Origin of the sequence: Paraburkholderia flagellata, assembly GCF_021390645.1 — a bacterium.
GTDB classification, from domain to species: domain Bacteria; phylum Pseudomonadota; class Gammaproteobacteria; order Burkholderiales; family Burkholderiaceae; genus Paraburkholderia; species Paraburkholderia flagellata.
The window spans coordinates 335,208-360,493 of sequence record NZ_JAJEJT010000005.1; the positions used below are offsets into that span (position 1 = coordinate 335,208).

Consider the following 25,286-nt stretch of genomic DNA (forward strand, 5'->3'; position numbering starts at 1 on the left):
CGAATTGACCATGAACGATGAACTGATCGCCGCGCGTGTCGACAGGCTGCCCGTCTCGCGCTTTCATCGCAGGCTGCTGCTCCTCATCAGTCTGCCGTTCTTTTTCGATATCTCGGACATCTTCACGTTTTCGTATGCCGCACCGGCGCTCGTCAAGGAGTGGGGGCTCTCGCTGACCAGCATCGCCGTGCTCACCTCCGCGGGATTCTTCGGCATGTTCCTCGGCGCGACGCTCGGCGGCATGCTGTCGGACCGCATCGGGCGCAAACGCGCGCTCATGCTGTTCGTGGCGACCTATTCGTTCTTCTCGCTCGCAAACGCCCTCGCGCCCAACGTGCCGCTCCTGATGATCACGCGGCTGCTGACAGGCATCGGCGTGTCGTCGGCAACGGCGGTGGTGATCGCCTATATCGTCGAGATCTACCCTGCCGCACGCCGTGGCGCCTGGCAAGGCTGGGCGATGGCGATCGCGCTCAGCGCTGTGCCCATCACGAGTTGGGTGGCGCGGCTCGTCGTGCCGCTCGGTTCGAACGGATGGCGGCTCATCTTCGTCTGGGGAGCGCTCGGCGCCGTTTTTCTCGCGTTCAGCCGCTCCTTTCCCGAGTCGCCGCGCTGGCTCGCGCGACAGGGCCGCATGGACGAAGCAGACCGCGTGCTGAGCGCGATCGAAGCCGAAGTCGAGCGCAGCGCCGGGCCGCTGCCCGCGCCGCTGCTGATCTCGCAGGCGGCCGAACCGCGCACGCACTGGCACGCGCTCTTCAAGCGCCCCTACGCCGGGCGCACCTTCACGTTGTGGGCCATCTGGATCCTGCAGACACTCGGTTTCTACGGCTTCCAGGCGTGGGTGCCGACCTTGCTGGTTCGGCATGGCGTGACCGTGGTGCAGAGCCTCACCTACATCACGCTAATCAATCTGGGCGCGGTGCCCGGCGCGCTGCTCGCAGCCGCGCTCGCCGACCGCGTGGAGCGCAAGTTCAGCATAGCCAGCACGGCTGCGCTGATCGCCGTGTGCGGCCTGCTCTACGGGCTCGGCACCGATCCCTTCGTGATCGTGCCGTTCGGATTTTGCGTGGGCATGCTCACGCAGACTTTCGTTTCGCTTTGCTACGCCTATACGCCGGAGCAATATCCCACCGATATTCGCAACACGGGAGCGGGGTTCGCTTATGGCGTGGGACGGCTCGCCAATGTCGGCAACGCGTTCATCGTCGCGGCGATCTTCACGCGCTTCGGCTATGTCTGGGTGTTCGTATATATCGCTGGGGCGTGGCTCGCAGTGGCCGCCGTGACACTCGCGTTCGGCGCACGCACGACGGGGCGCAAGCTCGAAACGATCAATCCCGCGCTTGCCGGGACGCCGGATGAGCCGCTCGGCACGGCGGCCGGGCGGTTCTGAAGCTTAACTGCCTGACTGGGCGCTTTCCGGGCCGAACAGCATCTGCAGGCGCAGTTCCGTCGCGGCTGCGACGTGCGCCTGCGCGGCCTTCTCTGCGCCGTCCCCATCATGCCGCGCGATGCACGCGACGATCTGCTTGTTCTCCGCGAGTCCGCTCTTGATGCGGCCAGGCTGCGAATACGTGGTCGTGCCGAGCAGCGCGAGCGCGTCGCCGAGTACGTTTGCGGCCTTCGAGAGATACTCGTTGTGCGCGGCGGCGACGACGATTTCATGAAGGCGACGATTGAGCGCCGCGACTTCGTCTGGCACCTTCGTGCGTTCCAGTTGCGCGACGACCTGATTCATCGAGAGCACTTCGATCGGCGAAGCCTGTTCGGCCGCGAAACGCGCCGCCGCGCCCACCAGTACCTTGCGCATCGCGTAGAGTTCCATGACCTGCCGCTCCGAAAGCTGCTCGACGACAAAGCCGCGCGGTGGCGCGAAGCGCACCATGCCTTCCGATTCGAGCCGCTTGAGCGCCTCGCGCACGGGGGTACGGCTAACGGCTAGCCGTTCGGCAATATCGGTCTCTCGCAATCGGGTTCCCGAAACGAGTTCCCGGTTGCGAATTTCCTGGCGAAGCCGGGTGTAGACATATTGTGCAAGCGAGCCTTGCCCAGCATCCGCTGGCGGCTCGATCTCGCGTAACGATGTATTGGATTTTTCGCTCAAGGACTCACCTTCGGCCTATCGATTGCGGAGCTGGCCAGGACGCGCATCAAACTGCGCGCGACCCCTGACCTGGCTGCCTGCCCGGACAACTCCGCGCTGGGTGCGTACTATTGTATACGCAAGTACCCAACGGGGAGTATCAACGCAAAGGTGTGCGACCCAATGATGGGTATTGTTCGGATCGCTTCAATCAGTTTGCACCGCAGTGAACTACCCCGGCCTGACCTCGCGGGTTCCGGTTTCTGCTTCGAAGCGGGCTGCCGGTTGTCGGCCTAAGCCGCAAGCCGGACTTGCGCCCGCTCCACAGACATTTCCACGCACTGCTGCGCGGCCCCCGGCGTCCCACCGGTCCCTGAAACCTTGCGTCGAAACGCGGTACGCTTCTTCGTTTTCGGGGCGTCGTAAGCGCCACCGCGCAGCGCGACGATGCCGCGGCCCTTGATGACCTGCGCAGCACTTTCGTCGGCGTGCGCCTCGAAACCGCAGCGTTGACAGGCGAACATCGCGCCATTGCGATTGCCTGGGTGAGTGTGCCCGCAGCGGGAACACGCCTGACTCGAATAGGCCGCCCTCACCTTGACGGCGAGCTTGTTTTGCCACACGGCCTTGTACTGCAATTGCCGATCCAGTTCGCCCCAGCACGACGAGAGAATCTTCGTGGTGAGGGCGGCCTTGGCGCGCGCGTTATTGCGCAACCACTTGCCCGTGTCGGGGCAGTGCGGGCTCAATAGCGGACTCTACGGTGCAAACGCAAACAACGACCCGGTGAACGGCAGCCCGTCAAGTACCAATCCGAACTACGGTCAAGGTCAGTTCGGTGTGATTGCGGGAATCGCCACGCAATTCTGATGTCGCCACTAGAGAGGCTGGGGGGCGTGTCCCTTGCCCTCTCGAATGCGTTGAGCATTGGGCGCCGCCTGTAACGGGCGAATTCCTGTCATCGGAATCTGGCGGCGATGTGGTCGGGGATATTCTCCGGTGTCACGACAACCACCGACGACGAGTGCGAGACCGCCGAGGCGCGCAACATCTTATGAAAATGCATGATGTGCTGACAAGCCCATTGTCGACAATGCCGTATAACGTCACGCTGCTTTGGGCATTCGCAGATACCGCCGCTGCAGCCGTCACCATTCCGAACATGGCCTTCTTCATTTTCGTCTCCTTTATGTAGCACTACATACTTTTTATTCTTCAAACATGATCCTCGACACTCGTCGATACGATGCAATCATGCGTCAAGGCGATTACCTTCCGGGGCCGTCTTTCGTCGTTTTCGGCGAGTGTATATTCGCGAGGCAGGACGACACAGAGCTGTGCGAGGAATCTATTTCCCGGAAATCGGGAAAATCGAGTCGACCCCAACGATTCGTCAAACGACCGGGTTGGCGTAGCATCCGTTACGACGCTCGGCCGTTTGCAGTGCCGCCGAGGCCACGTCTGTTCACGCTTTCGCCCCTGTTAGCTGTCTGGTGCTTGCGAAGAGAGGCACGTCGCCCCGTCGCATATCAGACGCGACGCTCCATTTCACGTGGCGACGGGCAAGCGTGAAGGTGGAATATGAACCGGTTCGTGCGGAAGGCCACAGACGAGCGCAGGACTCATAGACTAAATCTCCAGCAAAGATCACAAGAATCCGCTTACCACGCAGCGGCATATCGCATGTCACCGCGATCTCAAGGTCCTGGCCGCGCAATCGTGATCCATGAAGATCGTCATCTTCATTCATGCCGTCGCCGCCCGTTACCGCAGCGTTCGGGAGCCTTTATGTTTCGAGCCATGATTGACTAGACTGGGCTCAAGAGTCCACCCGCGTTACGCTCGAATCACTCGAAAACGTGCACTGCTTCCACTGTTCAACCGATCTGCAGGGGAATAGCGAAGATGAATCAACTGGTCTATGTGCATGGCGTCGATGGTCCGCGTTCGGACGCCGCCGGCGACGCGAAATATGCCGAGTATCAAACGGCGCTGGCGGACCGCAACAAGATGTTCCAGAACGTGACGTTCGAAAAAGCGGTGACGATCAGCAACCCGCTCTGGAGTGTCCATGCAGCCCACCCTGCGTGGAATCTCGCCTGCGTTCCCGGGCACGTGCTGAAAGCCGAAGCAGGCAGCGCACCGCTCGCCATCGGTGGCATCCTGGGCGGTGCGACTGGCACGCCGCCGCTTCAGCTCGACGGCGACACGCTCGCCCGGGCCGCCAGGAGCGATCTGGACGCCGTCGTCGGCTCGCTCTCGTCCATCGCGATCGAGCAAGCGCAAAGCGCAGACCCCGCCGCAGCGGAAAACGCCGTGCGCTTCTGGAGCGCGGCGGCAGCAGCGCTCGAAAATCCCGACGCGCGCAAAAGCCTGACTAGCGCGACCGACGACAAGGATTTTCTTGACCGCTTGCAGGTTGCCGCGCGCCCCTTCTTGCAGGATCAGTCGCTCTCGCTGTTTGACAGCGTGCGCAGCGCGGCTACGCAGCTCAAGGGCGCGACTACCGACCTCGTGAACAGTCCGGCCGTGCTCGCGGTACGCAGCAAGCTGACCCCCGAGCTGGCCATCTTCATCGGCGACGTTTTTACGTATCTCAAGGCAGGCGCGGCGCGAGATGCTATCCGTGCGGAGATCCGCAAGTTTCTGATCGCAGCGGCGAACGCGGCGAACGCCGCGCACAGCCAGCTCGTCGTGTGCGGGCACAGCATGGGCGGTGTCATTTTGTACGATCTTTTAACAGACGTGCCCTTCGTGCAGGGGCTCACCGACGAAGTGGGCGCACCCTTCAAGGTCGATCTCTTTCTCACCGTCGGTTCCCAGGTGGCATTGTTCGAAGAACTGAAGGTCTTCACGGCATCGAGCGCCGGCTATGGTGCCAAGCAGGGCAACAAGGTTCCGAAGCCCGGCTGCGCGGAACGCTGGTGGAATGTCTATAACAGGCTCGACGTGCTGTCGTTCTTGGCAAAGCCAGTCTTCGAAGACGTCGAGGATCTCGAGGCGAACACCACCGCCGGTATAACCGATGCCCACAGCGCCTACTTCACGAACCTCGTTTTTTATAAGCGGCTCAACGCACGCATGAAAGAAGCGGGACTTCTGCCATGACACAGATCTATCAGCGCGTGCCCGAGCCGCCGGCCGCCACGCACGCCTTCGTGATTGGTTGCGGCCGATTTCCCGCGCTTGGCGACGCCGCTACGCGGCAATCGACCGTGGCCGGCGCGCGCGCGGTTGTCCGCTATCTGCTCGACCACCAGGACGAGTTGACCGCGCCGCTCGCCTCGATCGAATGTTTGCTGTCCGATCCGGACTCCGACGCCGGCGCGGATCAACTGGACATCGGCAAGTTCGCCAACGATCCCCGTGCTGATGACGGCGTGAGCGCCGCTACGCGCGCCAACGTCGAAGCAGCCGGCATGGCCTGGCTCTCCCGTTGCCGGCCCGGCGACACCATGTTCTTCTACATGTCGTCGCACGGCGTCGCCGAGGCCGATCTCAGCGCGTCCGGCCTGCTTGAAGACGTGCTCTCCAATCGGTTCAACCAGTGGGACGCCTCGCTGAACATCGCCAACCTCGCAACCAATCTGCCGGTGATCGGCGCGGGCGCGTGCTGGGTCTTTCTCGACGCGTGCCAGGAACTGGTCGAAAGCGTGCTGGATGAGTACGACGGCCTCTCCGGCGTCGTACTGGTCAAGGCGAGCATCAAGAAGATAACAGCAACGCGGGTGCGGTCGCTCGCTCTGGCTGGTTCGCGCTTCGGCCAGCTCGCATGGGGTCCGGACAGTCGCGACCCGCCGTACTTCACGCAGGCCTTGCTGCGCAGCTTCGAAGCCTGCGTTGACCGTGACAGCAACGGCGCATGGGTCGTCACCGGCGAACGGTTGCTCTGCAACGTGCCGAAAGTCGCGGACGCGGCCTTCGGCTATTCGACGCTGGACGTCGAGGCGCTTGCGAAATTCGCGAACCAGGCGACGCTCGTCACCGTGCAGAATGCTCGCATTCCTGTGGTCGTGCGCACCGACAATCTCGCCGACATGGCGTACCTCACACAGATCGAGGCGTCGGACGGCCTCACGTCCATCAAGTCCGCGCCTCTGCAAACGAACTGCTTTCTCGAAGTTGCGCCAACCGGCACCGAGTTCGAGGCAAGGCCCACCTTCAGTGGTGCGCAAGCCTATCGCCCGGCGAAGTTTCACGCGAATCCCTGTGCACAGATAGTCAGGTTACTGCCATGAACGATGAAACGGCGCGCACCGTCGTGATCCAGCCGCCGGGCCAGGGGGCTTACCGCATCACCGTCGTCGGCGCGCAATCGCAGACTGTGAACCGCGTTTTCTCTGCGGCGGGCGAGCCCGTCGAGATCACGCTCGGACCGGACAGCTACAATGCGACCATCGAAAGCGCCAGCAGCGGGGGGACCACCTCCCAGGCGTTCACCGTAGAGCCGGCCGGCGAAGGCGGCGCGCCCGCCTCGGTCCAGCTTGGCGCGGACCCGGACTTTGCACCGAGCAGCGCGCTGACCTCGCTGCCAAGACCGCGCCGGAACGGGCTACTGAGCGCACTGAGCGAATTGGCATCGAAATTGACATCGGCACAGGATTGGGGCGGGCTCCCTGGCGCCTCGCCGGAGAATGCGCCCAGCAGGGGCTTGCCGGAAGGCGACCTGCCGCTCTCATTGCCGGAGCACGCCACGCGATTTCAGGTGCCCCCGCCGTTACCGGTCGAGTATGCCTTCCTGCCAATAGTAGACCTGGAGCAGCGCGCTTTCACGGTGAGCCTGTCGAGCGCGGATCTCGCGGACACGGCGCCGCCCGACGCGGCCGAGTGGCGTGCGGCGCAATCGCAGATCGAAGTCGTCCAGATCTCCGACAGCGAAGTCATGTTGAAGCTTGTGGACGGCCAACGGCCGAGCCGTGCGGCACTGCGGCTGACGATCGCCGTGGAAGGCCGCGCGCCCTGGCGTGTCGGCGTGCCCGTGGTGGATGAAGGCGTCTGGTTGACACTGCGGCCCGCCGTCGCTGCATCGCGCCCCGATCTCGTCGTGACGATGCGCCCCGTGAACGAACTGACGGCCACCCTGATCGGCGCCGTGCAGCGCGCCTTGCCGAGTGAGGTCGATTCTCTGCTCGTTGCGTCCGCGAAGGCAATCGCCGGTAACGATTGGCACAGCGGCAGCGCCGACACGGCGGCCGCTCTCGAAGCGTTGATGACGCACGGAGCCGCACCGTGGGCAAGCGTCGCGGCGGCGTTGCTCATGGTGCGCACCGGCCAGATCGCCGACGCGGCGGGGATCGCGCAAACGCTTGGTACGGAATACGACTGGATCGCGGACGCCTCCGTTGCCGCGGCGTGGGCCTTCGCCGCAGCCGCGGAAAACGACGCGGATAGCGCGGACGAAAGGATTGATGACGCCGGCATCGCGCCGCACTGCCTCGCGCTGCTCGCGCATGCGCGCAGAATCGGACCGCCCTGCCTCGCCGCCAGCAACACGCTGGCGCTACAGATGCTCGCGTCCATGGCAATGAACGCCACACGGGAAACCGACGCCAAAGCGTGGCGCGAAGAGCGGCGGCTTTGGAGCACCCGAAGCCGGCGCGCGGTGCCCATCGGCGCCTTTTTCGGCTGGGAACTCGAAGCTGGTTCACCACCGCTGGAACTACAGGCGTCGAGCGACAACGTGATCGCGCATGGCAGCGTCACCGGCAAAGGTCTGCACTGCAGTATGGGCGCACCGGCATAAGCGCACGCGGCACACGCAAGAGGTGTGGCTCCCATCACGCTTCGAGCGCGGCCGCGACGATCGCTTTCATGAGGGCTTCCTCGCGCCCCGGTGCGAGGCGCGCCATCAACGTGCGAAAGGCGACCCCCTCGACCGCCTCGACGATCGAGCACAGTGCACCGAAATCGCCGGACAGCACGGCACACGCCTGCCCTCCGCCGTTGGCGATGTGCGCCTTCAGCGTCGCCGCATAGTGCCCGGCACGATCGGGATCGGTCGCGGCCCGGATGAGCGCCGCGGCGAGCCGATGCGCCACGCCGATCTCGAACTCCGGGTCCCCGCCGAGATAGCGGTTGGCGAGATTGAAATGACTGACGGCGACATGCCGCGCGTCGCCGCCCTGATATTTGTAGCGCAGCGCCTTGGCCTCGAATTCGCGTGCCGGCCCCGTACGCTTACGCTTCTGTTCAAGGGTGCCGAGCGCGGAATAAAGGTCGCCGAGTTCGGCAACCGCATTTTCCAACTCGAACACGTCCTTGCATTCAAGAAGCATCGCGTACGCGTCGGAGAACCGCTCTAGTTCGATCAGCGGCCCGTTGTCGTTGAATCGGCTGCGCGCCAGTTCCAGTGGCAACGCACCGCGCCGGCGAAGGGCGGCGCGCGCCTTGCCGTTGTACTTCAGGGAATCGCGCCACGCGGCCCGCGCGCGGGTCTCCCAGGCGAGCGCCTCCGAGCCGGCAAGACCCGCTGCCATAGCGCGGCAAGCGCTGCCGTATTGAAACGCAGCGTCGCTCGCCGTATCGAAGATTACGTTGCGCACGTTCCAGTCCAGCATGCCCTCCAGTGGCCCCGGCTTGCCCGCCACGATCATTCGCCGGCGCAATTCGGGCAAGTGCGACAGCACCTCGCCGTACTGCACCCTGTTCGAGAGCATTTGAAGCTGCTGACCAAGCGCGGACAACTCGCTCCAGGCGCCGGTCCCGGCCAGGCTCGCATAGCGGTGATGCAACCTGGCGTAGCCCAGCGCCTTTTCGACGTCCACGGACTGCCACGCATTTGCGAGATCGTTGCACGCAGGCGCCGCGAGCGCGAAGTTTTCCGCGCGCTCGGCGGCTTCGAGCACCGCCTCCCAGCGCTGCACAGCTTCGCGCCACAGGCCGGCCTGATTGAGCACGCGTGCAAGCAGAGACTGGGTGATCAAAGCCTTCGGCGTCTTCGCAGTGGCAGCCGCCATGCGTGTGACGAGAGGCAGCAACATGGCGGTCGCGCGCGGCGAGTCGTCCACGCGCATCACACGCTCGATCATCTGCGATGCAATATCCCATTCGCCGTTGCGCTGCAGATAGGGAAACGCGGACCAGCCGGCCAGAGTGATCGAGGCGCCGGCATTCGTCGCTCGCGCCACGTTGTCCGTGGACACGCGCATGAGGCGATACCAGTAATTCACCATGACCTCGTCGACGCGCGTCTGGAATGACGCCCCCGCTTCGGCCCGCCCGGCGCGCGCCACCTCCGGATGAATCGCGAAAACTTGCCGGGCGCGCTGCCCCGCCGCGACCCGCAGTTCGACGAGCCCGCAGCTTTCGAGCCGCGCGATCGCCGCACGCATATCGATGTGCGACGCGCCGTGTGGCGTTTCGTGCCAGAGCGCTTGCCAGTTGGCTTCGACGACCGCGCAGCGCCGGTCATCCGGCTCCAGTGCGCAAAGCAGATGGAACACCATTCTCACGGATCTGGAGAGCGCGTGAGAAAGCGCGCGTGTCCAGTCGCCGAGCTGATCGAGGAACGTCTGAACGTCGCAGCGCGTTTCGCCGCGAATCAGGTAAGCATCGCCTGCGTTCGCATCGACCTGCTTAAGGCCGCGGATATCACGCAGCCTCCGTGCGAGGCGTTCCGGGTCGGCGGCGAGCCGCTCCGCGAACTCGATCAGCTTTGGGTGGCCCTGCACGGCCCGCAAGGTGTCACGCAGCAATTCGTGGCCGCGCGCAGCGCCGACAGAGGGCGAACGGCCTTCGAGCAGCGCCCGCAGATTAGGCAGCTCGCGTATCAGCAGCAAGGTTTCGTCGAGCGGCAAGGCATGGACAGTCAGCAGAACGAAGGAAGCGGGCACGCCAGCGGGGACGAGCCGGCTCGACATCGCCACGCGCGACGTACCGCCGTGGTCGTGGAAGGTTCGCATCAGCATGGACCAACGCTGGTCACGCCAGTGACCGCTGGGCGTCAGAAGCGTTTCCACGTTGTCGAGCACGATCAGGACGGCCCTTGTCGCCAAGGTTTGCCGAAGCACTGGCAGCCATTGAGCCAGCGCGGACTCGCTCGCGACCGCATGAAGCATGGCGATGCCGGGCAACTGCGTTTCCATCGCGAGCGCGAGCGCGCTCAACGTCATCGAAGCGTCGGCATTCAACTCGGGCGCCCTGTACCAGATGACTTGTTCGAAGCGAGCCGCCCGAAGATGGTGCCAGGCCAGTTCCACGATGCAAGCGGTCTTTCCCGCCCCAGCCATTCCGTGAAACAGCACCCCTCGGCTGGTGGCGTTCTCCGCCAGCGCTTCGCTCGCCAGAGTCATCGCACGCACGCGGCCAACGAAGTGCCTGTGTTCCGCCGCGAACGGCGGCACCGCCGGCCCCGCGTCACGAGCCGCCGGACGCGCGTGCGGGCGCATCGCAAACATCAAATCTGCAGCGTTCCTGCCAAGCAACATCGGCATGGTCATGGATAACGGCCGGTCCGACGCAGAGCCGCCCCGCACGCACGCACGCAGCGCGCGTTCCGAAGCGATACGCGCGGCGTGCGGCAGTGGCTCGCCGCGTTCCAGAAGGTGCTCATAGAGCGCATTGGTGAATGCAGTGGCGTATTGATCGTCAACCGCGTAACGCGTGGCGAGCAAGGCACAGCCGAGGCCGCGCTCCAACGCCCATGCGGGCATTTGCTCGCCGACTTGCTCGATGTGGCCAGCAGCCTGTGCACCGGCGTCGGATTCGCCATGCGTGTCAGGCGCGCCAAGCCAGCTCAGCGTCGCCCCCAAGCTCGCCGACGCCGAATGGCACGCAACGAGCACGACCAGCTTCAATCGCGCACTGACCACACTGAGCAAGCGCACGATTGCGTCGGGCGTCACGGGATCCGGCGCGCCGTCGGGCCGCTCGAGGAGCAGCGCGCCGCTCGTTCCGTGCCCGGCGAAGTGGACGATGTCCCAGCCTCCATCCTCGCCCAGAAGCTGTTCCAACCGTCCGCGCGTGACACCGTACTGTAACGCGCGCAGTTCGATTGCCCGGCCTTGCGCGGCGAGCCGGCTCACGAGCAACTGCAGGTGTTGCCGCTCGCCGCGGAGGTTGAGCGGGCTGCCCGCGGGCGGTACGCTGAACAGCGCGAGAATACGCAGCGACTCGCCGACCGTCGGCGTGTGCACGACTCCCTCGCGCGCGACGTCGTAGACGAAGCTCACGCCACGCTGGCCGAGCGGCCGACCGGTGACGCACGCCAACTCGAGCGGCAATGCAAGCAACGGCGCGGCCTCGAGCGGCAAGACCACCCGGACCACAGCGTCCGGTTCCCCATACGCAACGATATGCCCCGCAATTGCCGGCCCGAGCACGACCGTGCCCAGCCACGCGCCGAATGCCTGCAGATGACGTCGCTCGTCCTCGTGGGCGGTATCCGGCGCGCAATGGTAGTGAAGCCAGGCAGGCAGGTTGGACAGCGCCTCGCGGCACCAGTCGCCGTGCGCGAGGATCACGGCATGCGATGCCAGCGTGGCGCCCTGGGCATCCTTCAGATGCCAGTTCCAGTTATCCGCGTCGATGTAGGCGCTAACCTCCAGAAAAAGAGGCGGACGATGCATAACGATGCGCTCCACGCAGACTGCAACGTGTGTCGTGCTCCCAGCATAGCTCATGCGCGGCGTTGCCGCCGTGGCGTAGCGTAGAGCGCATTAAATGTGCCAACGTTTCCACATTGAATGCGCCAATCCGACATCCCGCGACAGACTCAAAGCCGGCGCCATCCTGGTGCCATTGAATCCGCGCTATGGCGACGGCGAACTGCGCGAGATCGTCGCGGCCGTGGGCTGCGCTGCGCTCGTTTCGGTCGCGCGCGAGTGCATGCATCGATTACACAGCAGACGACTTCTCGCGTGCGCTACGGAGAACGTGGCCGAACCCGCGCAAATTCTGCTCGGCGTCACGGCGACCGGCGCATACGGCAGTGCGGCAACGCTGCTCGCGCTCGCAATGGGCGCGTCCCGGGTCGTCGCGCTCGGGCGTAATACCACTGCGCTCGCAGCGCTCGAGGCGTTCGGGCGCAGTCGCCTCGTAACCGTTGCCGCGACGGGACAACCGCAAACGGATTGCGAGGCGATACATGCGGCGGCGAATGGACGCGTTGATCTCGCGTTTGACATGGTCGGTGGCGCGCGCGATCCGAACATGACGCTCGCGGCGCTAAGAAGCTTACGCCGCGAGGGACGCCTGGTGCTGATGGGCAGCATGACGGCGGATTTACCGTTCCCTATACCGAGGTAATGCTCAACGGCTGGGAAATTATCGGGCAGTTCATGTATCCGCGCGATGCATACCGCAGGCTTCTTTCACTTGCCGGCACAGGCGCACTGGACTTCGCAAGTGTGCGCCCACTGGTCTACGGCATCGCCGACCTCAATGCTGCGATAGACCGCGCTGCTGACGCGTCGGGTTTGGAATGTGTGCTCATCGATCACGAGGAGCGACGCTAAGCCGTAGCGCCTCCATCTACGCTGATATTCTGGCCGTTGATGTAGTGGCCAGCCCCGGAGACGAGCAGAAGGGCCAGGCCCGCCACATCCTCGGGCCTGGCGATGCGCCCCATGGGAATCGTCGCGACGGTCATCGTCTCTCGCTCGGGCTTCTCCCAAAGCATGCGGGAGAAGTCCGTGCGCACCGCGCCAGGATTGATCGAATTGACGTTGATGTTCGACGGCCCAAGCTCGACCGCCAGGTTGCGTACCAGTTGATCGATCGCTGCCTTAGACATGCCGTACAAACCGAGCACCCCAGTACCCCGCTTCGCTGCGCGGCTCGACATGAAGACGATAGAACCATACTTACGCTCGATCATCTGCGGAGCGAGCGCCACGACGAGTTCGAAGCTGCCGCGTACGCCGTCGGCCATGGCCTTGTCCAGTTGTTGCGCTGTCTGACCCAGCAGCGAACCGGCGGGCGGATTGCCCGCTGCGTTGAGCACGAGCGCATCCACACGCCCGAACGCCGCATGCGCATCGGCCGCGAAGCGTTGCACGCTCTCCGGTTCAGTGATGTCGCACGCGAATGCCGCGACTTCGCATCCACATTCCTCGCGCAAACGGACCGCGGCTGCATCGGCCGTTTCCTGACTGCGTCCGGAAACAACGAGTTTCGCGCCCGACAAGCCGAGTGCTCGCGCAATCTCAAAGCCCATGCCCTTTGTCGATGCAGTAATGACGGCAACTTTGCCTGTGAGGTCAAACAGATTGTTCATGATCGATACTCCTTGAAAAGGTTTCCCTGCCTGCCATGTGCGCGTTCAGGCGGTGATTGACGGATAGTCGGTGTAGCCCGCGCTGCCGGGTCCATAAATGGTATTGGCATCCAAAGGATTGAACGGAGCCTCGAGGCGCAGGCGTTCGACGAGATCGGGATTCGCGATGTAAAGCTTCCCGAACGCCACTGCGTCGGCCTCACCCTCTTCGACAAGGCGCCGCGCCGATTCCGGCGTGAGGCCGTCATTTGCGATAAACGCACCTTTGAAGCGCTCTCTGACGAGCGGCGCAATCCGGCGCGGCGTATTGAGTGATTCGCGCCCGAAAATGAATGCGAGGCGCCGTTGGTTCAATTCCTCGGCCACGTAGCCGAAAAGCGAAACCGGATCGGAATCGGACATCGAATACGAACTCGACATCAGGTTCAGGTGAATGCCGACTCTATCCGCAGGCCAGACCGTCAATACGGCGTCGACCGCTTCCAGGAGGAAGCGGGCCCGGTTTTCGATCGAACCGCCATAGCGGTCGGTGCGCTTGTTCGAGCCGTCATGGAGGAACTGATCGAACAGGTAACCGTTCGCTGCGTGCAACTCTACGCCGTCGAAGCCCGCACGTTTTGCGTTTTGCGCAGCTCGCCGGAAGTCTTCGACGATGCCGGGTATTTCGTCTGTCTGCAGCGCGCGCGGCACGTCGTATGCCTTGCGGGGATTGCTCAGGGTGACGTGGCCTTCCGGTGCAACGGCGCTCGGGGCCACTGGCTGCTCGCCATCAAGGTACACCGGGTCGGAAACGCGACCCACGTGCCAGAGCTGGATCACGATTTTGCCACCGGCCCGATGCACGGCTTCGGTGACATGCGACCATGCCTGCACCTGATGCTCCGCCCAGATCCCTGGCGTGTTCGGATAGCCAACGCCTTGACTCGTGACCGACGTTGCCTCAGTGAGGATAAGTCCGGCGCTGGCGCGCTGAACGTAGTACTCCTCGTTCAAGGGGCCGGGTGCTCGCTGGTCAACCGCGCGCATACGCGTCAATGGCGCCATGACGATACGATTGCGCAGTTCCAGCGCGCCAAGTTTGATGGGATCGAACAAAGTAGGCATGACGTATTCCAGTTCAGAATTTCAGGGCCACGCAGCAAGATGATGTGGTCACGCCACCACGCAGCCACGGCTCAAACGCTCGCGTTGCCCCGCTTTCGCGAATCGCACTTCCATGTGCGCCGGAACGGCAACGCCGTTCTTCGCGGCAGTGAGTTCCGCAAGAATCGAAATGGCGATCTCGGGCGGCGTGCGGCTCCCGATGTGCAGACCCGCGGGACCTTTCATGCGCGCGATTTGTTCGTCGTCCAGATCGAACTCACGCAAACGCAGCCGCCGCGCATCGTTGTTGCGCCGCGATCCCAACGCGCCAATGTAGAAGGCAGGCGATCTGAGCGCTTCCATCAAGGCGAGGTCGTCCAGCTTCGGATCATGCGTGAGCGCCACGACCGCGCTGCGCGCGTCGAGCCGCATCGCCGCTACGACGTCATCGGGCATGTCGCGCACGAGCGCTGCATCCCGCACGTCCCATACGTCGGCGTACTCCTCTCGTGGATCGCACACGGTCACCTGGTAGTCGAGGCCAATAGCCATTCGCGCAAGATACTGTGAAAGCTGGCCTCCCCCAATCACGAGCAAACGATAACGCGGTCCCAATACGGTTTGAAGCGTAGCGCCGTCGAAGCGCAGGCCATCGATCAAGGAAGCGGGTGAAAGGCTCACCTCCCCTGTCGACAACTTCAGCGTGCGCGTGACGAGACGCCCCGACTCCAGTGCGTTCAGCAGTTGTGGCATTGCGCTCATGGTGCTGAGCGGTTCGAGTACAAGTTCGACGGTGCCGCCGCACGGCAGGCCAAAACGATGGGCTTCGTCCGCGCTGATGCCGTAGCGCAGCGTGTCCGGAAGACGCTGCTCGATGCCGCGATGGCGCACCTTGACAATCAAATCGTCTTCGATGCAGCCACCGGAAACCGAACCCACCGCCAGACCGTCTTCGCGGATCACAAGCATTGAGCCTGGCGCGCGCGGCGAGGACCCCCAGGTCCTGACGACGGTGACGAGCAATGCGCGGCGCCCTTCGCTGAGCCAGCGGGTTGCGGTCCTCACGACGTCCATGTCCACACTATCCATCTCTTCCCCTTCACTGCACCCTGCGCTACGCACCGGGTCTTCTCAAGACCGCGTTGCCAACTGAGCCGCATGCTCGATGACATTGGCAAGCTTGACATCCAACTCGCGCCCCACCGCCGCGACATCGGCATTGCCAAACTGCCCGAACAGCGTGGAGGGCTGGTCGTACTCCGCGCGCACGATTCCAGGTGCGACTTCATAAACGAGCACAGAGAGCGGCGCATAGAGGCCTGCGCGAATATCGTGTCGCGTCATCTGGAACGCGATGCGAGGATTTCCCAAGATATAGCGGATGGCGTGTCGTTGTATTCCAGCGAGGTTGAAGAGCATCCCGTGGTTCTGCATCGAAAAGATCATCAAGCCTTGGTCCCCCTCCATCTGCTTCAACCGTGCGTCCGCCTCGGCTGGGTCCGTCTGAAGCAACGCCTTCAGTGAAGCGGGATCGAAGCGGCCCAGCAAGGCTTCCAGGTGTCGAGTGAACGGATCGAAATCGACCTTGATGTCCAGACAGATGTGGGTAACCTGAATCTCTGTGGCTGACGTTTGAATTGCAGTGTTGGTGTCCATTTTGGTTAGCGGCTCGCAGTATGTGGTGATAGAGGAAGCGCTCAAGCCAATCAAGATGGCAACGAGCGCAAAACCGTGTCTCCTCATAATTCTGTCATCCTAAGTGTTTCCCACGGCATCTGTAAGTGCCCGTCTGAGCATGACCTTGGCCAACTGCTTACGGTACGCGCCGTCGGCAAAACCGTCCTCGAGCGGCGTCACGTCGACGAAAGCGATCTCGGCGAGACGATTGATCTCTTCTGAAGACCCGTTGAACTCGCTAGCGAGCGCGGCTTCAACCGCACGCGCACGGAATGCCGTCTCGGCCACGCCGGTCACACCAATCATGCCGCCCGTGCAGCGATCGCCTGCATAGCGCAACGCGACAGCGGCCGCCGCGACTGCATAGCCTGAGGCAGGGTGACGGAACTTCCGGTATGCCACGCGATCGGCGCCGGGCAACGGGACGTGAATACGCATCAGCATCTCGTTCTGCAGCACCGCTGCCGACATGAAGCCTGTGAAGAACGCATCCGCCGGGACCACGCGCGAACCCGCAACGCTGGCGATTTCCATTCGGGCATCGAGCGCCAGCATCACCGCCGGCCAGTCAGCAGAAGGATCGGCGTGCACGAGCGAGCCGCCGATCGTTCCACGATTGCGCACGGCCGGATCGGCAATGACGCTGGCCGCCATGCGGATCAGCGGCAGCACCTCCGCCAGCCGTGCATCATTGCCAAGCTCGGCATGCGTGGTCGCGGCGCCAATTGCAACGTGATCGTGATGGATCTCGACGCCGCGCAGTTCCGGCAACCTGCCAACATCAATCAACCGGGAGACACCGGCGAGGCGCAGTTTCATCAAAGGTATCAACGAATGGCCACCGGCCAGCAACCGGGCGTCGCTGTCGCTGGAGAGGACGTCGAGTGCATGCGCCACGCTGGTGGCCCTAACATAGTCAACTGCAAAGGGAATCATGCCGCACTCCTGGTGGCGGTTTGGATCGCGCGCCAGATTTTCGGCGGCGTGAGCGGCATATCGAGGTGTGAGATGCCAAACGGCCTCAGCGCATCGCAAACGGCAGAGACGACAGCCGGCGGCGCGCCAACGCAGCCAGCCTCGCCAATACCCTTTGCGCCGAGAGGATTGGTCGGCGACGGCGACACATGGAAGGCGGTGCGCATACGCGGGATCTGCTCGATGCGCGGGAACCCGTAATCGAGCAGGGACCCGGAAAGAAGCTGGCCGCTCTCGTCATAGCGGGCTTCTTCGTAGAGCGCCTGGCCGATGCCCTGCGCGATGCCCCCGTGCATCTGCCCGTGACACAACATGGGATTGATGAGCGTGCCGACGTCGTCAACCGCGACGTAGTCGAGCATGCTCACTACGCCCGTTTCCGGATCGACCTCCACGACAACTGCGTGACATCCGTTCGGCGCACCCATTGCGACGGGCTCATAGAACACGCGTTCATCCAGTCCCGCCTCCATGTCGCGCGGCAATTTGCTTGCGACATAAGCCATCTTCGCGACCTCGGCAAAGGACACCGTGGCGCCGGCCTCCCCGGAAAACGTCCCGCTTGCGTAATGCACGCCCTCTTCCTGCGCCTCCAGCATGATTGCGGCAATCTTTCGGGCTTTGGCCAGAATCTTGCCCGCCGCTACGTAAGCCGCTGAGCCGCCTACCGGCATGGAGCGCGAGTTGAACGTGCCATGGCCAGCCAGCACGCGATCCGTATCACCCTGCACGACGTCGATATCTTCCATCGGCAATTGCAGCGCCTCGCCCACGATCTGGGCGTAGCTGGTGGCGTGGCCATGGCCCTGGGGCATCGACCCGCTGAACAACGTCACCTTGCCATCCGAATGCACGCGCAGGTGTGCGCTTTCCCAGCCGCCACGGTCGAAGCCGACCCGGCGCAACAGCTGGGAATTCCCCATGCCCACGAGTTCGAGATAGCAGATCACGCCAATGCCGATATACCGGCCTTGCTTGCGCAGCGTCTTCTGTCGTTCGCGCCAGCCTTCGTAGTCGATCATTTCCGTGGCTCGCGCGAGGCAGGCTTCATAGTCGCCACTGTCCCATTTGCCACGCGCATTGTTATGCGGCTGGTAGGGAAACTGGTGCGCCTGCACGAGATTCAGACGGCGCAACGCAACGGGATCGAGGTCGAGCGCGTGGGCTACCGCATCCATCGTCCGCTCGATGATATAGGCGGCCTCTGGTCGCCCCGCGCCGCGATAGGCATCGACGGGCGTGGTGTTGGTCGTCACCAGGTCGACCTGCACATCCACGTTCGGAATCTGGTAGTTGCCGGTGACGTAGGTCGCCGTGTTGACAGTTGGGATGCCGGTTCCCATGTTGGAGAGGTAAGCGCCCAGGTTGGCGTACGAGCGGACCTTGATCCCCAGTACCTTCCCTGTATTCGTGACGGCAGCGTCCACATATTCCACGTGGTCGCGTCCGTGCGTTGTGGCCAAGTGGTTCTCGCTGCGCGTTTCAGTCCAGCTGACCGGGCGCCCAAATCTGCGGGACGCAAAGGCCACCAGCACTTCTTCGACGTAGAAGTGCATCTTGCACCCGAAGCCGCCGCCGATATCCGGGGCAACGACACGGATCCGATGCTCGGGCCAGCGCAGCGTTTCGGCGAGCCAGCGGCGCGACATGTGCGGGACCTGGCTGGGCAGAATGAAGGTGAGGCGTTCGTCCAGGGCATCGTAGTTCGCACAGAGCGCGCGAGGTTCCAGCGGACTCGGAATCAGGCGCTGGTTCACGAGGCGAATGGACACGACGCGATCGGCCGCCTTCACGGCCTCTTCGTAGTTGCCGCCTTTCACCTTGAATATGCCGATCAGGTTGCCGGGCACATTGTCGTGAAGTTGCGGTGCGCTGTCCTGAAGCGCGGCTTCTGCCTCCACGACCACGGGCAGCTCGTCATAGTCCACCTGAACGAGTTCGGCGGCGTCGGCAGCCGCCTCGCGTGTCTCGGCCACCACCATGGCTACCGCCTCTCCTGCGTAGCGCACGCAACCCGCCTGGAGTACCGGGTGTGGCGGCACGATGGAATTGCCCACCACCCAGTTCGGACGGATTTCGCCGATCTTGCCTGCGATGTCGGCATGGGTCAGCACGCCGACTACGCCGGGCAGCGCCAACGCTGCCGCCGTGTCGATGTCCCGGATCCGCGCATGGGCAAAAGGCGACCGCACGAATGCGGCGAATGTCATGCCGGGGAATTGGTGGTCGTCGGTAAACCGGCCCTTTCCGCTCATCAGGCGCCGGTCTTCTCTCCGCTTCACTGATTTGCCGATATAACGGTGGGTAACGTCGTCGTGCCGTTCACTCATGGCTCACCTCCGCTACCGGTTGAGCCGCATATTCCTTCAATTGAGCCGCGGCAAGCAGGACTGCGTCGACGATATTCTGGTATCCGGTACAGCGGCACAGATTGCCGTGCAGCGCCTCGCGAACCGCCTCCTCCGAAGGATTGGACGTAGAAAGGAGGAGTGAGCGGGCGGCCATCAACATGCCTGGCGTACAGAATCCGCACTGCAGCCCATGACACTCGTTGAAGGCGCCTTTCAGCGCCGTAGTGATGGAATCCTGCTCCATGCCTTCGATGGTATGCACGTTGCAGCCTTCGGTCTGCACCGCCAGGACGGTGCACGATTTAGCCGTCTTTCCGTCGATCAGAACCGTACAGGCCCCGCATTGCGAGGTGTCGCAACCGATATGCACACCGGTCAAACGCAGCGAATCTCGCAGAACATGAACGAGAAGTTGTCTCGGCTCCGCTTCAATGGTTCGCGGCGCATCATTGACTAAATTCTGTATTTGCATCGGTATGCCTCTATCCGCGGTTCGCACGTCCAGCCAGAAAAATCGAAGGTTTTCGGTGTCTCAGGCGTCGATTAAATGATGATCGTCATACTTCAGGGCGAGGCTGGATCCTCGCACTCGCTCACTTGCTTTTCGAACTGCGAAAAGAAGTCCGCAAGAAATTTATTGGCGATGGAACCCAACAGCCGGGAGCCGATTTGCGCGAGCTTGCCGCCAAGCTGTGCACTGGCCGTGTAGTGCAAGTCGGTACCGCCTTCGACTTCTTCAAGATGAACGTCGGCACTCAGTTTGCCAAAGCCAGCGATCCCACCACTGCCGTTGCCTTCAATTCGATAACCGGTGTCCTCGCGCAGATCCGAGAAGTGCGCGCTGCCTTTGAATCGCGCCTTGATCGGCCCGACGGCCGCCACGATGACGGCGTCATAGCTGCCGTCTTCTGCGCGCTCATAGTGTTCGCAACCCGGCAGGCATCGCTGCAAGGTGCGTGGGTCGTTGAGCCGCTGCCACACGGCGGCGCGCGACGCGTTGATACGCTGCGATCCTTTGAATTCCAAACTATCCTCCTTCAGTCCTGCAATGTACGCACCGATAACATGCTATGGAGCCGTATCGTCACGGTCAAGTGCTGGCTGGACGAATACCGGCAGGTGTTTACCCCAACGCGGCGCATGGCCGGCCTTTCGGCACATGGAAACGCTATGCAATGACGTTCATCATCTTATATATTGACCATACTTTTCAGCACCCGCGTAACCGGAGTCACCCGATGCGTTACCCCGCCGAGCACAAGGAAGAAACCCGCCTCAGGATCGTCAACGCCGCTGCGAAGGCATTCAGAAAACACGGCGTCGACGGCATAGGCGTCGCACAACTGATGAAGGGCGCAAAGCTTACGCACGGCGGCTTTTATGCGCACTTCGAATCAAAAGACGCCCTGATCGTCGAAGCCATCGAGGCGGCTTTTACCCAGATGACTGCACGCCTCGAAACCGCGGTGGCCGATGCTCCGCCCGCTCAACGCCGGCGCGCCATGTTCGATACCTACATGACACCGGCGCATCGCGATCACCCGGAAGCCGGCTGCGCGATTCCGGCGCTTGGCGCGGATGTTTCGCGTCTGAACGCCGACGCAAGGCGTGCTTTCGCAACGGGCATCAACAGCCTGATCGAACTGATTGCGGCACAGGACGAAGGCGCGGAGTCGCGCGCGGCGGCAATCGCAACACTGGCAACCCTGGTGGGCGGCATAGTGTTGGCGCGCTCGGTTCGCTCAAACGCCCTCTCCCAGGAGATCCTCGATACGTTGCGAAACCTGGAATAAGCCGGTTTCGATCCAGCCCCACCGCAAAACGCGTAGCCACAGAGCATCTAAACCGCTTCGAGAATCGTCGCAATACCCTGCCCACCACCAATGCATTGGGTAGCCAAGGCAAACCGCCCGCCCTCCCGGGCAAGCAGCGCAGCGGCTTTGCCGACAAGGCGCGCCCCGGTCGCGCCAAGCGGGTGACCGATGGCGAGCGCGCCCCCGTCGATGTTCGTGCGATCAGGATCCAGTTCCAGATTTCTGACACAAGCGATAGCCTGACTGGCAAAAGCCTCGTTGATCTCCACGACGTCGAGATCGCGCGCGGAAATCCCTGCACGTGCCAACGCCTTGCGAGTCGCCGGAATCGGCCCGATTCCCATCAATTCCGGCTTGCAGGACGCAACCGCCGCACTACGAAGTTTTGCGAGCGGACGCAAGCCATTGCGACGCGCAAATTCTGCAGTACATAACAGGATCGCCGACGCTCCGTCGGTCAACGGCGAGGACGTGCCAGCGGTCACAGTGCCTCCTTCGAAGAAGGCGGGCTTGAGCGCGCGCAGTGCCTCCAGATTCGTACCGGGGCGGATGCAGCCATCCTTCGAAACCAGACCCTGAGGGGTCTCGATCGCGACGATCTCGGCGTCCAGCCTGCCGTCTTCCCGCGCGGCCGCAGCTTTTGCGTGCGAAATCACAGCGAGTTCATCCTGGGCCGCGCGATCGACTCCAAACTCCTTCGCGACGTTCTCCGCCGTCATGCCCATCGAAACGTAGGCGTGCGGATAGTGTTCCTGCAATTTCGGATTGGGCGAGCGATTGAAACCACCCTGTGGCACCCGCGTCATCGACTCGACCCCAGCGCAAATGAACGCTTCACCAAGCCCGAGCGCGATCTGACCGGCGGCGTAGTGCACGGAAGACATCGAAGAGCCGCAGAAGCGATTGATCGTCACGCCCGGGACGGTGTCGCCAAACCCGGCCAGGAACCCAATGATCCGCGCGATGTTCAGGCCTTGCTCGGCTTCCGGGTAGGAGCATCCAACTACGATGTCTTCGACCAACGCAGGCTCAATGCCCGTACGGGACAGCAATGCCGAAACGACCTGGGCAGCAAGATCGTCGGGGCGCACATCGATCAGCGCCCCTTTTCGGGCAAAGTGAAACGGCGAGCGCGCGAATGCAGCAACTACGATTTCTACCAAGATAATCTCCTGATGTTTGCAGCGCGTACTGGTGACCAGACACCGCGAACCCATCTGTAATCGACTGGACGAACATGCAGGCTAATGACAGTGACCTATCCTGACAACACCGTGCTGCACATCAATTTGTTGCCGTTCCGGTAACCTTGGCGTTCAGCCCTCGGATTCATTCACCGATCGGCAATATGCCGCCTGCCGTACGCGGCCACAGGGTGTAATCTAAAGATTGAGCAAGCGCATCCAGTAGAAGAGACGCGCAACTCGAGGCAGGAGACGAACTTGCGAAATGCTTTCACCGAATGGTCGATCGAGCAGGTTCCCACGAGCGATCGCACAGACGCATGGCAGGACGCGCTAAGCCGAAGCTACCGCGAGTGGCAGGTGCCTCAGCGTCTTCCTGCAACCTTCTATGCACGGGTAAAGCAGCATGATTTCGCAGGCTCCGGCATTGTCGAAACGGTCTGCGATCCCTGCATAGGGCAAAGGACACGGCGCCAGCTAGGACACGACGACGACTTGTACGTGGGGGTTCAGTTGACGACGGCGGGCCGTGAACGATTCCAGATCGGGGATGCGGGAGTGGAAGTGACTTCGGGCGACCTGGTGGTCTGGACAACCGATCAGGTGGTTCAGTTCGAGGTTATCGAGCGTCTCCACAAGGTGACGCTGATGATTCCCTGGTCGTTGATGCGGGAGCGCCTGCCGGAGCGCAAGCGACCGCCTTCAGGAGGCAAGATAGAGAGCCGCAGCGGCGTTGGTTCGCTATTGGCGGTTCATCTTCTTGCGCTATCCAATCAGATCGGCACCCTGGATCAGAATGCTCAGGAGTCCGTGAGTCGATCCACGCTGGAACTTCTTGGCATCGCCCTCTCCGGCCTGCAGCCATCTGCCGCTTTCGATGCAAGCGCAGCGATGCTCAGACGCGTTCAGGACTTTATTCTCCGCCACCTTCATGAAGACGATCTGAATCCGACGCGCATTGCCGAAGCGAATCATATTTCGCTGCGATATCTCCACATGCTTTTCCAGCGCAGCGATATGACCGTGTCTGGATATATCCTCAACAGTCGCCTCCATGCATGCAAGCAGGCGCTGACGGATCCGGCTTTCCAGAGGCTCCAGATCTCCGAGATTGCGTTCCGCTGGGGCTTCAATTCGGTCAGCCACTTCTGCCGGACATTCAAGGAACGCTACGGGATCTCGCCGAGCGATGCCCGCCGTGCAGCCCTGGGCAGTATCGTTGCGAACCGCGCAAGCTAAACCGGCACTCAGAGCCCCCAGCGTTCCTCCCGCGAGTCTGGCCGCTTCGGCTCTCAATGCGCTGCAGCTGCGGCGTCGCTTCCTGCAGCCGACTTGCGCGGTTTCTTCGTAATCCAGATCAGCGGAATAATGACTATCATCACCAGCGCCGAACCGTAGAAGACGTCGTTCAGTCCCATCATTGCTGCCTGCTTCTGCACCACTTGATCAAAGAGTGCATATGAGGCACCCTGGCCCAGGTGAAGCAACGAATGATAGGCATCGATCTGCTGGTGGAACATCGGGTTGGTCGGGCTCGACTGATTCGTGAGAATCTCGTGATGCAGAATCGTTCTGTTATTCCAGATCACATTCGCGATCGAGGTGCCAATGCCGCCGAAGAACATCCGTGCGAAAGTCGAAAGACCGGCCGCTGCAGGGACCTTGGCTGCCGGTTGGCCCGACAGGATGATCACCGTCAGCGGAGCAAAGAACAGTGCCATCGGAATGCCCTGCAACAGGGTCGGCAGGATGATGAAGCCTTCGTTGATATCGGTGTAAAAGAACGAACGCATGTAGTACACGATCGCGAAGCCGATAAATGCACATGTGCCGATGATTCGTGCATCCGAGCGCGGCAGGATCTTACCCATGATCGGCGCACCGATCACTGCGAAAATGCCCAGCGGCGCCGTTGCCAGGCCCGCGTCCACAGCCCGGTACCCCAGGTATTCCTGCATCCACTGGGGAAGCAGCACGAGCGTCCCGAAGAAGATCCCGTAAGCAACCGCAATCGAAACCGTTCCGCCCAGAAAGTTTCGCTCTTTGAATAACGTGAGATCCACAACCGGATTCTTGTCCTTGAGTTCCCAGATGATAAACAGCGCAAGCCCCACCGCTGCGGTGATCGCGAGAACAATAATGGTGGTCGACGAAAACCAGTCGAGATCCTTGCCCTTGTCCAGCATCACCTGAAGCGATGCCACCCAGACGATCAGCAGCAGCAAGCCCACGATGTCGACCGGGAGCTTCTTGCGCGGGGTGTCCCGATGGCGGTAGAGCGCCCAAACGCCCCCTGCCGATAACAGCCCAACAGGAATATTGATGTAGAAGATCCACGACCAGCTATAACTGTCGGTCACCCACCCGCCCAGTGCGGGCCCCACGATCGGTCCCGTGACGACAATCATCGAGAACAACGACAGCGCAAGCGCCGACTTGTTCTTTGGCCACGAACTGAGCAGCAAAGCCTGCGACATCGGGATCAGCGGCCCCGCCACCGCGCCCTGAAGCACTCGCGCCGTAAGCAGGATGGGAAGCGTTGGCGCCACACCGCACAACCACGAAGCGATAACGAAGAGCAGAATCGATCCCACGAACAGGCGCACCTGTCCCAATCGCTGCGTCAGCCATCCAGTCAACGGGATCGATACGGAGTTCGCGGCGGCGAATACCGTGATGACCCACGTTCCCTCGTCGCCGGAAACGCCCAGGTTACCTGAGATGGTTGGAATGGCGACATTCGCGATCGAAGAATCGAGCACGGTCATGAAGCCTGCAAGGCCCACGCACAGCGAGCCGAGGGCAAGGGTCGCCCCACTGAGGGGCGGATGTTCCTGATGACTGGTAGTCATGGCAATCCAGATAGGGTTGACTGTCGAAATGGCCGCGTGAACCGTCAAG

The 25,286-nt window shown here is 62.5% G+C and carries 22 protein-coding genes; 8 read left to right on the top strand and 14 right to left on the bottom strand.

Annotated elements, in window-relative coordinates:
* The first annotated feature begins 10 nt into the window (after positions 1 to 10).
* On the top strand, positions 11 to 1,396 hold the full coding sequence (locus L0U83_RS38000) for an MFS transporter (protein WP_233889746.1): 1,386 nt from the start codon (positions 11 to 13) through the stop codon (positions 1,394 to 1,396).
* Positions 1,397 to 1,399: 3 nt separating this feature from the next.
* On the opposite strand, the gene L0U83_RS38005 is transcribed toward L0U83_RS38000, so the two are convergent.
* The 3 genes from L0U83_RS38005 to L0U83_RS38020 form a co-directional block, all read right to left on the bottom strand.
* Complete coding sequence (locus L0U83_RS38005; RefSeq protein ID WP_233889747.1) at positions 1,400 to 2,107, bottom strand: GntR family transcriptional regulator; 708 nt, start codon at positions 2,105 to 2,107, stop codon at positions 1,400 to 1,402.
* 272 nt (positions 2,108 to 2,379) lie between these two features.
* On the bottom strand, positions 2,380 to 2,835 hold the full coding sequence (locus tag L0U83_RS38010) for a zinc ribbon domain-containing protein (protein WP_233889748.1): 456 nt from the start codon (positions 2,833 to 2,835) through the stop codon (positions 2,380 to 2,382).
* 716 nt (positions 2,836 to 3,551) lie between these two features.
* Entirely contained in the window at positions 3,552 to 3,836 is a 285-nt protein-coding gene (locus tag L0U83_RS38020) for a hypothetical protein (RefSeq protein ID WP_233889749.1), read from the bottom strand.
* Between the two features lie 155 nt (positions 3,837 to 3,991).
* Between L0U83_RS38020 and L0U83_RS38025 the strand changes: the two genes are divergently transcribed.
* The 3 genes from L0U83_RS38025 to L0U83_RS38035 are packed head-to-tail and all read left to right on the top strand — an operon-like array spanning position 3,992 to position 7,829.
* Positions 3,992 to 5,194 carry a hypothetical protein gene (locus L0U83_RS38025; RefSeq protein WP_233889750.1) on the top strand — a complete coding sequence of 401 codons (1,203 nt, stop codon included), beginning with the start codon at positions 3,992 to 3,994 and terminating at the stop codon, positions 5,192 to 5,194.
* On the top strand, positions 5,191 to 6,324 hold the full coding sequence (locus tag L0U83_RS38030; protein WP_233889751.1) for a caspase family protein: 1,134 nt from the start codon (positions 5,191 to 5,193) through the stop codon (positions 6,322 to 6,324). The genes L0U83_RS38025 and L0U83_RS38030 overlap by 4 nt, the downstream gene beginning before the upstream one ends.
* Positions 6,321 to 7,829 carry a hypothetical protein gene (locus tag L0U83_RS38035; protein WP_233889752.1) on the top strand — a complete coding sequence of 503 codons (1,509 nt, stop codon included), beginning with the start codon at positions 6,321 to 6,323 and terminating at the stop codon, positions 7,827 to 7,829. The genes L0U83_RS38030 and L0U83_RS38035 overlap by 4 nt, the downstream gene beginning before the upstream one ends.
* A gap of 34 nt (positions 7,830 to 7,863) precedes the next feature.
* Here L0U83_RS38035 and L0U83_RS38040 read toward each other — a convergent pair whose 3' ends face one another.
* Entirely contained in the window at positions 7,864 to 11,652 is a 3,789-nt protein-coding gene (locus L0U83_RS38040) for a CHAT domain-containing protein (protein ID WP_233889753.1), read from the bottom strand.
* 166 nt (positions 11,653 to 11,818) lie between these two features.
* Between L0U83_RS38040 and L0U83_RS38045 the strand changes: the two genes are divergently transcribed.
* On the top strand, positions 11,819 to 12,331 hold the full coding sequence (locus L0U83_RS38045; protein WP_233889754.1) for a zinc-binding dehydrogenase: 513 nt from the start codon (positions 11,819 to 11,821) through the stop codon (positions 12,329 to 12,331).
* The gene (locus L0U83_RS38050; protein ID WP_233889755.1) at positions 12,331 to 12,540 is read left to right on the top strand and encodes a hypothetical protein; all 210 of its coding nucleotides are present in this window, start codon (positions 12,331 to 12,333) and stop codon (positions 12,538 to 12,540) included. The genes L0U83_RS38045 and L0U83_RS38050 overlap by 1 nt, the downstream gene beginning before the upstream one ends.
* Here the strand turns inward: L0U83_RS38050 and L0U83_RS38055 are convergent.
* The 8 genes from L0U83_RS38055 to L0U83_RS38090 all read right to left on the bottom strand — a co-directional run bounded on the left by L0U83_RS38055 (position 12,537) and on the right by L0U83_RS38090 (position 20,413).
* A complete protein-coding gene (locus tag L0U83_RS38055; protein WP_233889756.1) occupies positions 12,537 to 13,301 on the bottom strand; it encodes an SDR family NAD(P)-dependent oxidoreductase in 765 nt (254 codons plus the stop codon). The genes L0U83_RS38050 and L0U83_RS38055 overlap by 4 nt on opposite strands.
* A 45-nt stretch (positions 13,302 to 13,346) precedes the next feature.
* A complete protein-coding gene (locus L0U83_RS38060) occupies positions 13,347 to 14,405 on the bottom strand; it encodes an alkene reductase (protein ID WP_233889757.1) in 1,059 nt (352 codons plus the stop codon).
* Positions 14,406 to 14,453: 48 nt separating this feature from the next.
* Positions 14,454 to 15,473, bottom strand: a complete 1,020-nt coding sequence (locus tag L0U83_RS38065; RefSeq protein WP_233889758.1) for an XdhC family protein — start codon at positions 15,471 to 15,473, stop codon at positions 14,454 to 14,456.
* Positions 15,474 to 15,515: 42 nt separating this feature from the next.
* A complete protein-coding gene (locus L0U83_RS38070; protein ID WP_233889759.1) occupies positions 15,516 to 16,040 on the bottom strand; it encodes a DUF302 domain-containing protein in 525 nt (174 codons plus the stop codon).
* A 99-nt stretch (positions 16,041 to 16,139) separates the two neighbouring features.
* Positions 16,140 to 16,997 (bottom strand): FAD binding domain-containing protein, encoded by an 858-nt coding sequence (locus L0U83_RS38075; protein WP_233889760.1) that lies wholly within the window; start codon positions 16,995 to 16,997, stop codon positions 16,140 to 16,142.
* Positions 16,994 to 19,366 (bottom strand): xanthine dehydrogenase family protein molybdopterin-binding subunit, encoded by a 2,373-nt coding sequence (locus tag L0U83_RS38080; RefSeq protein WP_233889761.1) that lies wholly within the window; start codon positions 19,364 to 19,366, stop codon positions 16,994 to 16,996. Before L0U83_RS38080 ends, L0U83_RS38075 begins: the two co-directional genes overlap by 4 nt.
* Positions 19,359 to 19,865: a (2Fe-2S)-binding protein gene (locus L0U83_RS38085; protein ID WP_373321203.1), complete on the bottom strand. Its 507-nt coding sequence runs from the start codon at positions 19,863 to 19,865 to the stop codon at positions 19,359 to 19,361. Before L0U83_RS38085 ends, L0U83_RS38080 begins: the two co-directional genes overlap by 8 nt.
* A gap of 86 nt (positions 19,866 to 19,951) precedes the next feature.
* Positions 19,952 to 20,413: an SRPBCC family protein gene (locus tag L0U83_RS38090; protein WP_233889763.1), complete on the bottom strand. Its 462-nt coding sequence runs from the start codon at positions 20,411 to 20,413 to the stop codon at positions 19,952 to 19,954.
* 149 nt (positions 20,414 to 20,562) lie between these two features.
* Here L0U83_RS38090 and L0U83_RS38095 point away from each other — a divergent pair, with 149 nt between their 5' ends.
* Positions 20,563 to 21,180, top strand: coding sequence for a TetR/AcrR family transcriptional regulator (locus L0U83_RS38095; protein ID WP_233889764.1), 618 nt, complete (start codon positions 20,563 to 20,565; stop codon positions 21,178 to 21,180).
* Positions 21,181 to 21,227: 47 nt separating this feature from the next.
* On the opposite strand, the gene L0U83_RS38100 is transcribed toward L0U83_RS38095, so the two are convergent.
* The gene (locus L0U83_RS38100) at positions 21,228 to 22,364 is read right to left on the bottom strand and encodes a thiolase family protein (protein WP_233889765.1); all 1,137 of its coding nucleotides are present in this window, start codon (positions 22,362 to 22,364) and stop codon (positions 21,228 to 21,230) included.
* Positions 22,365 to 22,643: 279 nt separating this feature from the next.
* Here L0U83_RS38100 and L0U83_RS38105 point away from each other — a divergent pair, with 279 nt between their 5' ends.
* Positions 22,644 to 23,624, top strand: coding sequence for a helix-turn-helix domain-containing protein (locus tag L0U83_RS38105; RefSeq protein WP_233889766.1), 981 nt, complete (start codon positions 22,644 to 22,646; stop codon positions 23,622 to 23,624).
* Between the two features lie 53 nt (positions 23,625 to 23,677).
* Here L0U83_RS38105 and L0U83_RS38110 read toward each other — a convergent pair whose 3' ends face one another.
* A complete protein-coding gene (locus L0U83_RS38110) occupies positions 23,678 to 25,237 on the bottom strand; it encodes a DHA2 family efflux MFS transporter permease subunit (RefSeq protein ID WP_233889767.1) in 1,560 nt (519 codons plus the stop codon).
* Positions 25,238 to 25,286: the final 49 nt, after the last annotated feature.

Bases quoted from the DNA above. Each gene is read 5' to 3' on its own strand.
- L0U83_RS38000 (WP_233889746.1), top strand. From the start codon at position 11: ATGAACGATGAACTGATCGCCGCGCGTGTCGACAGGCTGCCCGTCTCG.
- L0U83_RS38020 (WP_233889749.1), bottom strand. From the start codon at position 3,836: ATGAATGAAGATGACGATCTTCATGGATCACGATTGCGCGGCCAGGAC.
- L0U83_RS38025 (WP_233889750.1), top strand. From the start codon at position 3,992: ATGAATCAACTGGTCTATGTGCATGGCGTCGATGGTCCGCGTTCGGAC.
- L0U83_RS38030 (WP_233889751.1), top strand. From the start codon at position 5,191: ATGACACAGATCTATCAGCGCGTGCCCGAGCCGCCGGCCGCCACGCAC.
- L0U83_RS38035 (WP_233889752.1), top strand. From the start codon at position 6,321: ATGAACGATGAAACGGCGCGCACCGTCGTGATCCAGCCGCCGGGCCAG.
- L0U83_RS38040 (WP_233889753.1), bottom strand. From the start codon at position 11,652: ATGCATCGTCCGCCTCTTTTTCTGGAGGTTAGCGCCTACATCGACGCG.
- L0U83_RS38050 (WP_233889755.1), top strand. From the start codon at position 12,331: ATGCTCAACGGCTGGGAAATTATCGGGCAGTTCATGTATCCGCGCGAT.
- L0U83_RS38055 (WP_233889756.1), bottom strand. From the start codon at position 13,301: ATGAACAATCTGTTTGACCTCACAGGCAAAGTTGCCGTCATTACTGCA.
- L0U83_RS38060 (WP_233889757.1), bottom strand. From the start codon at position 14,405: ATGCCTACTTTGTTCGATCCCATCAAACTTGGCGCGCTGGAACTGCGC.
- L0U83_RS38065 (WP_233889758.1), bottom strand. From the start codon at position 15,473: ATGGATAGTGTGGACATGGACGTCGTGAGGACCGCAACCCGCTGGCTC.
- L0U83_RS38070 (WP_233889759.1), bottom strand. From the start codon at position 16,040: ATGGACACCAACACTGCAATTCAAACGTCAGCCACAGAGATTCAGGTT.
- L0U83_RS38075 (WP_233889760.1), bottom strand. From the start codon at position 16,997: ATGATTCCCTTTGCAGTTGACTATGTTAGGGCCACCAGCGTGGCGCAT.
- L0U83_RS38080 (WP_233889761.1), bottom strand. From the start codon at position 19,366: ATGAGTGAACGGCACGACGACGTTACCCACCGTTATATCGGCAAATCA.
- L0U83_RS38095 (WP_233889764.1), top strand. From the start codon at position 20,563: ATGACGTTCATCATCTTATATATTGACCATACTTTTCAGCACCCGCGT.
- L0U83_RS38110 (WP_233889767.1), bottom strand. From the start codon at position 25,237: ATGACTACCAGTCATCAGGAACATCCGCCCCTCAGTGGGGCGACCCTT.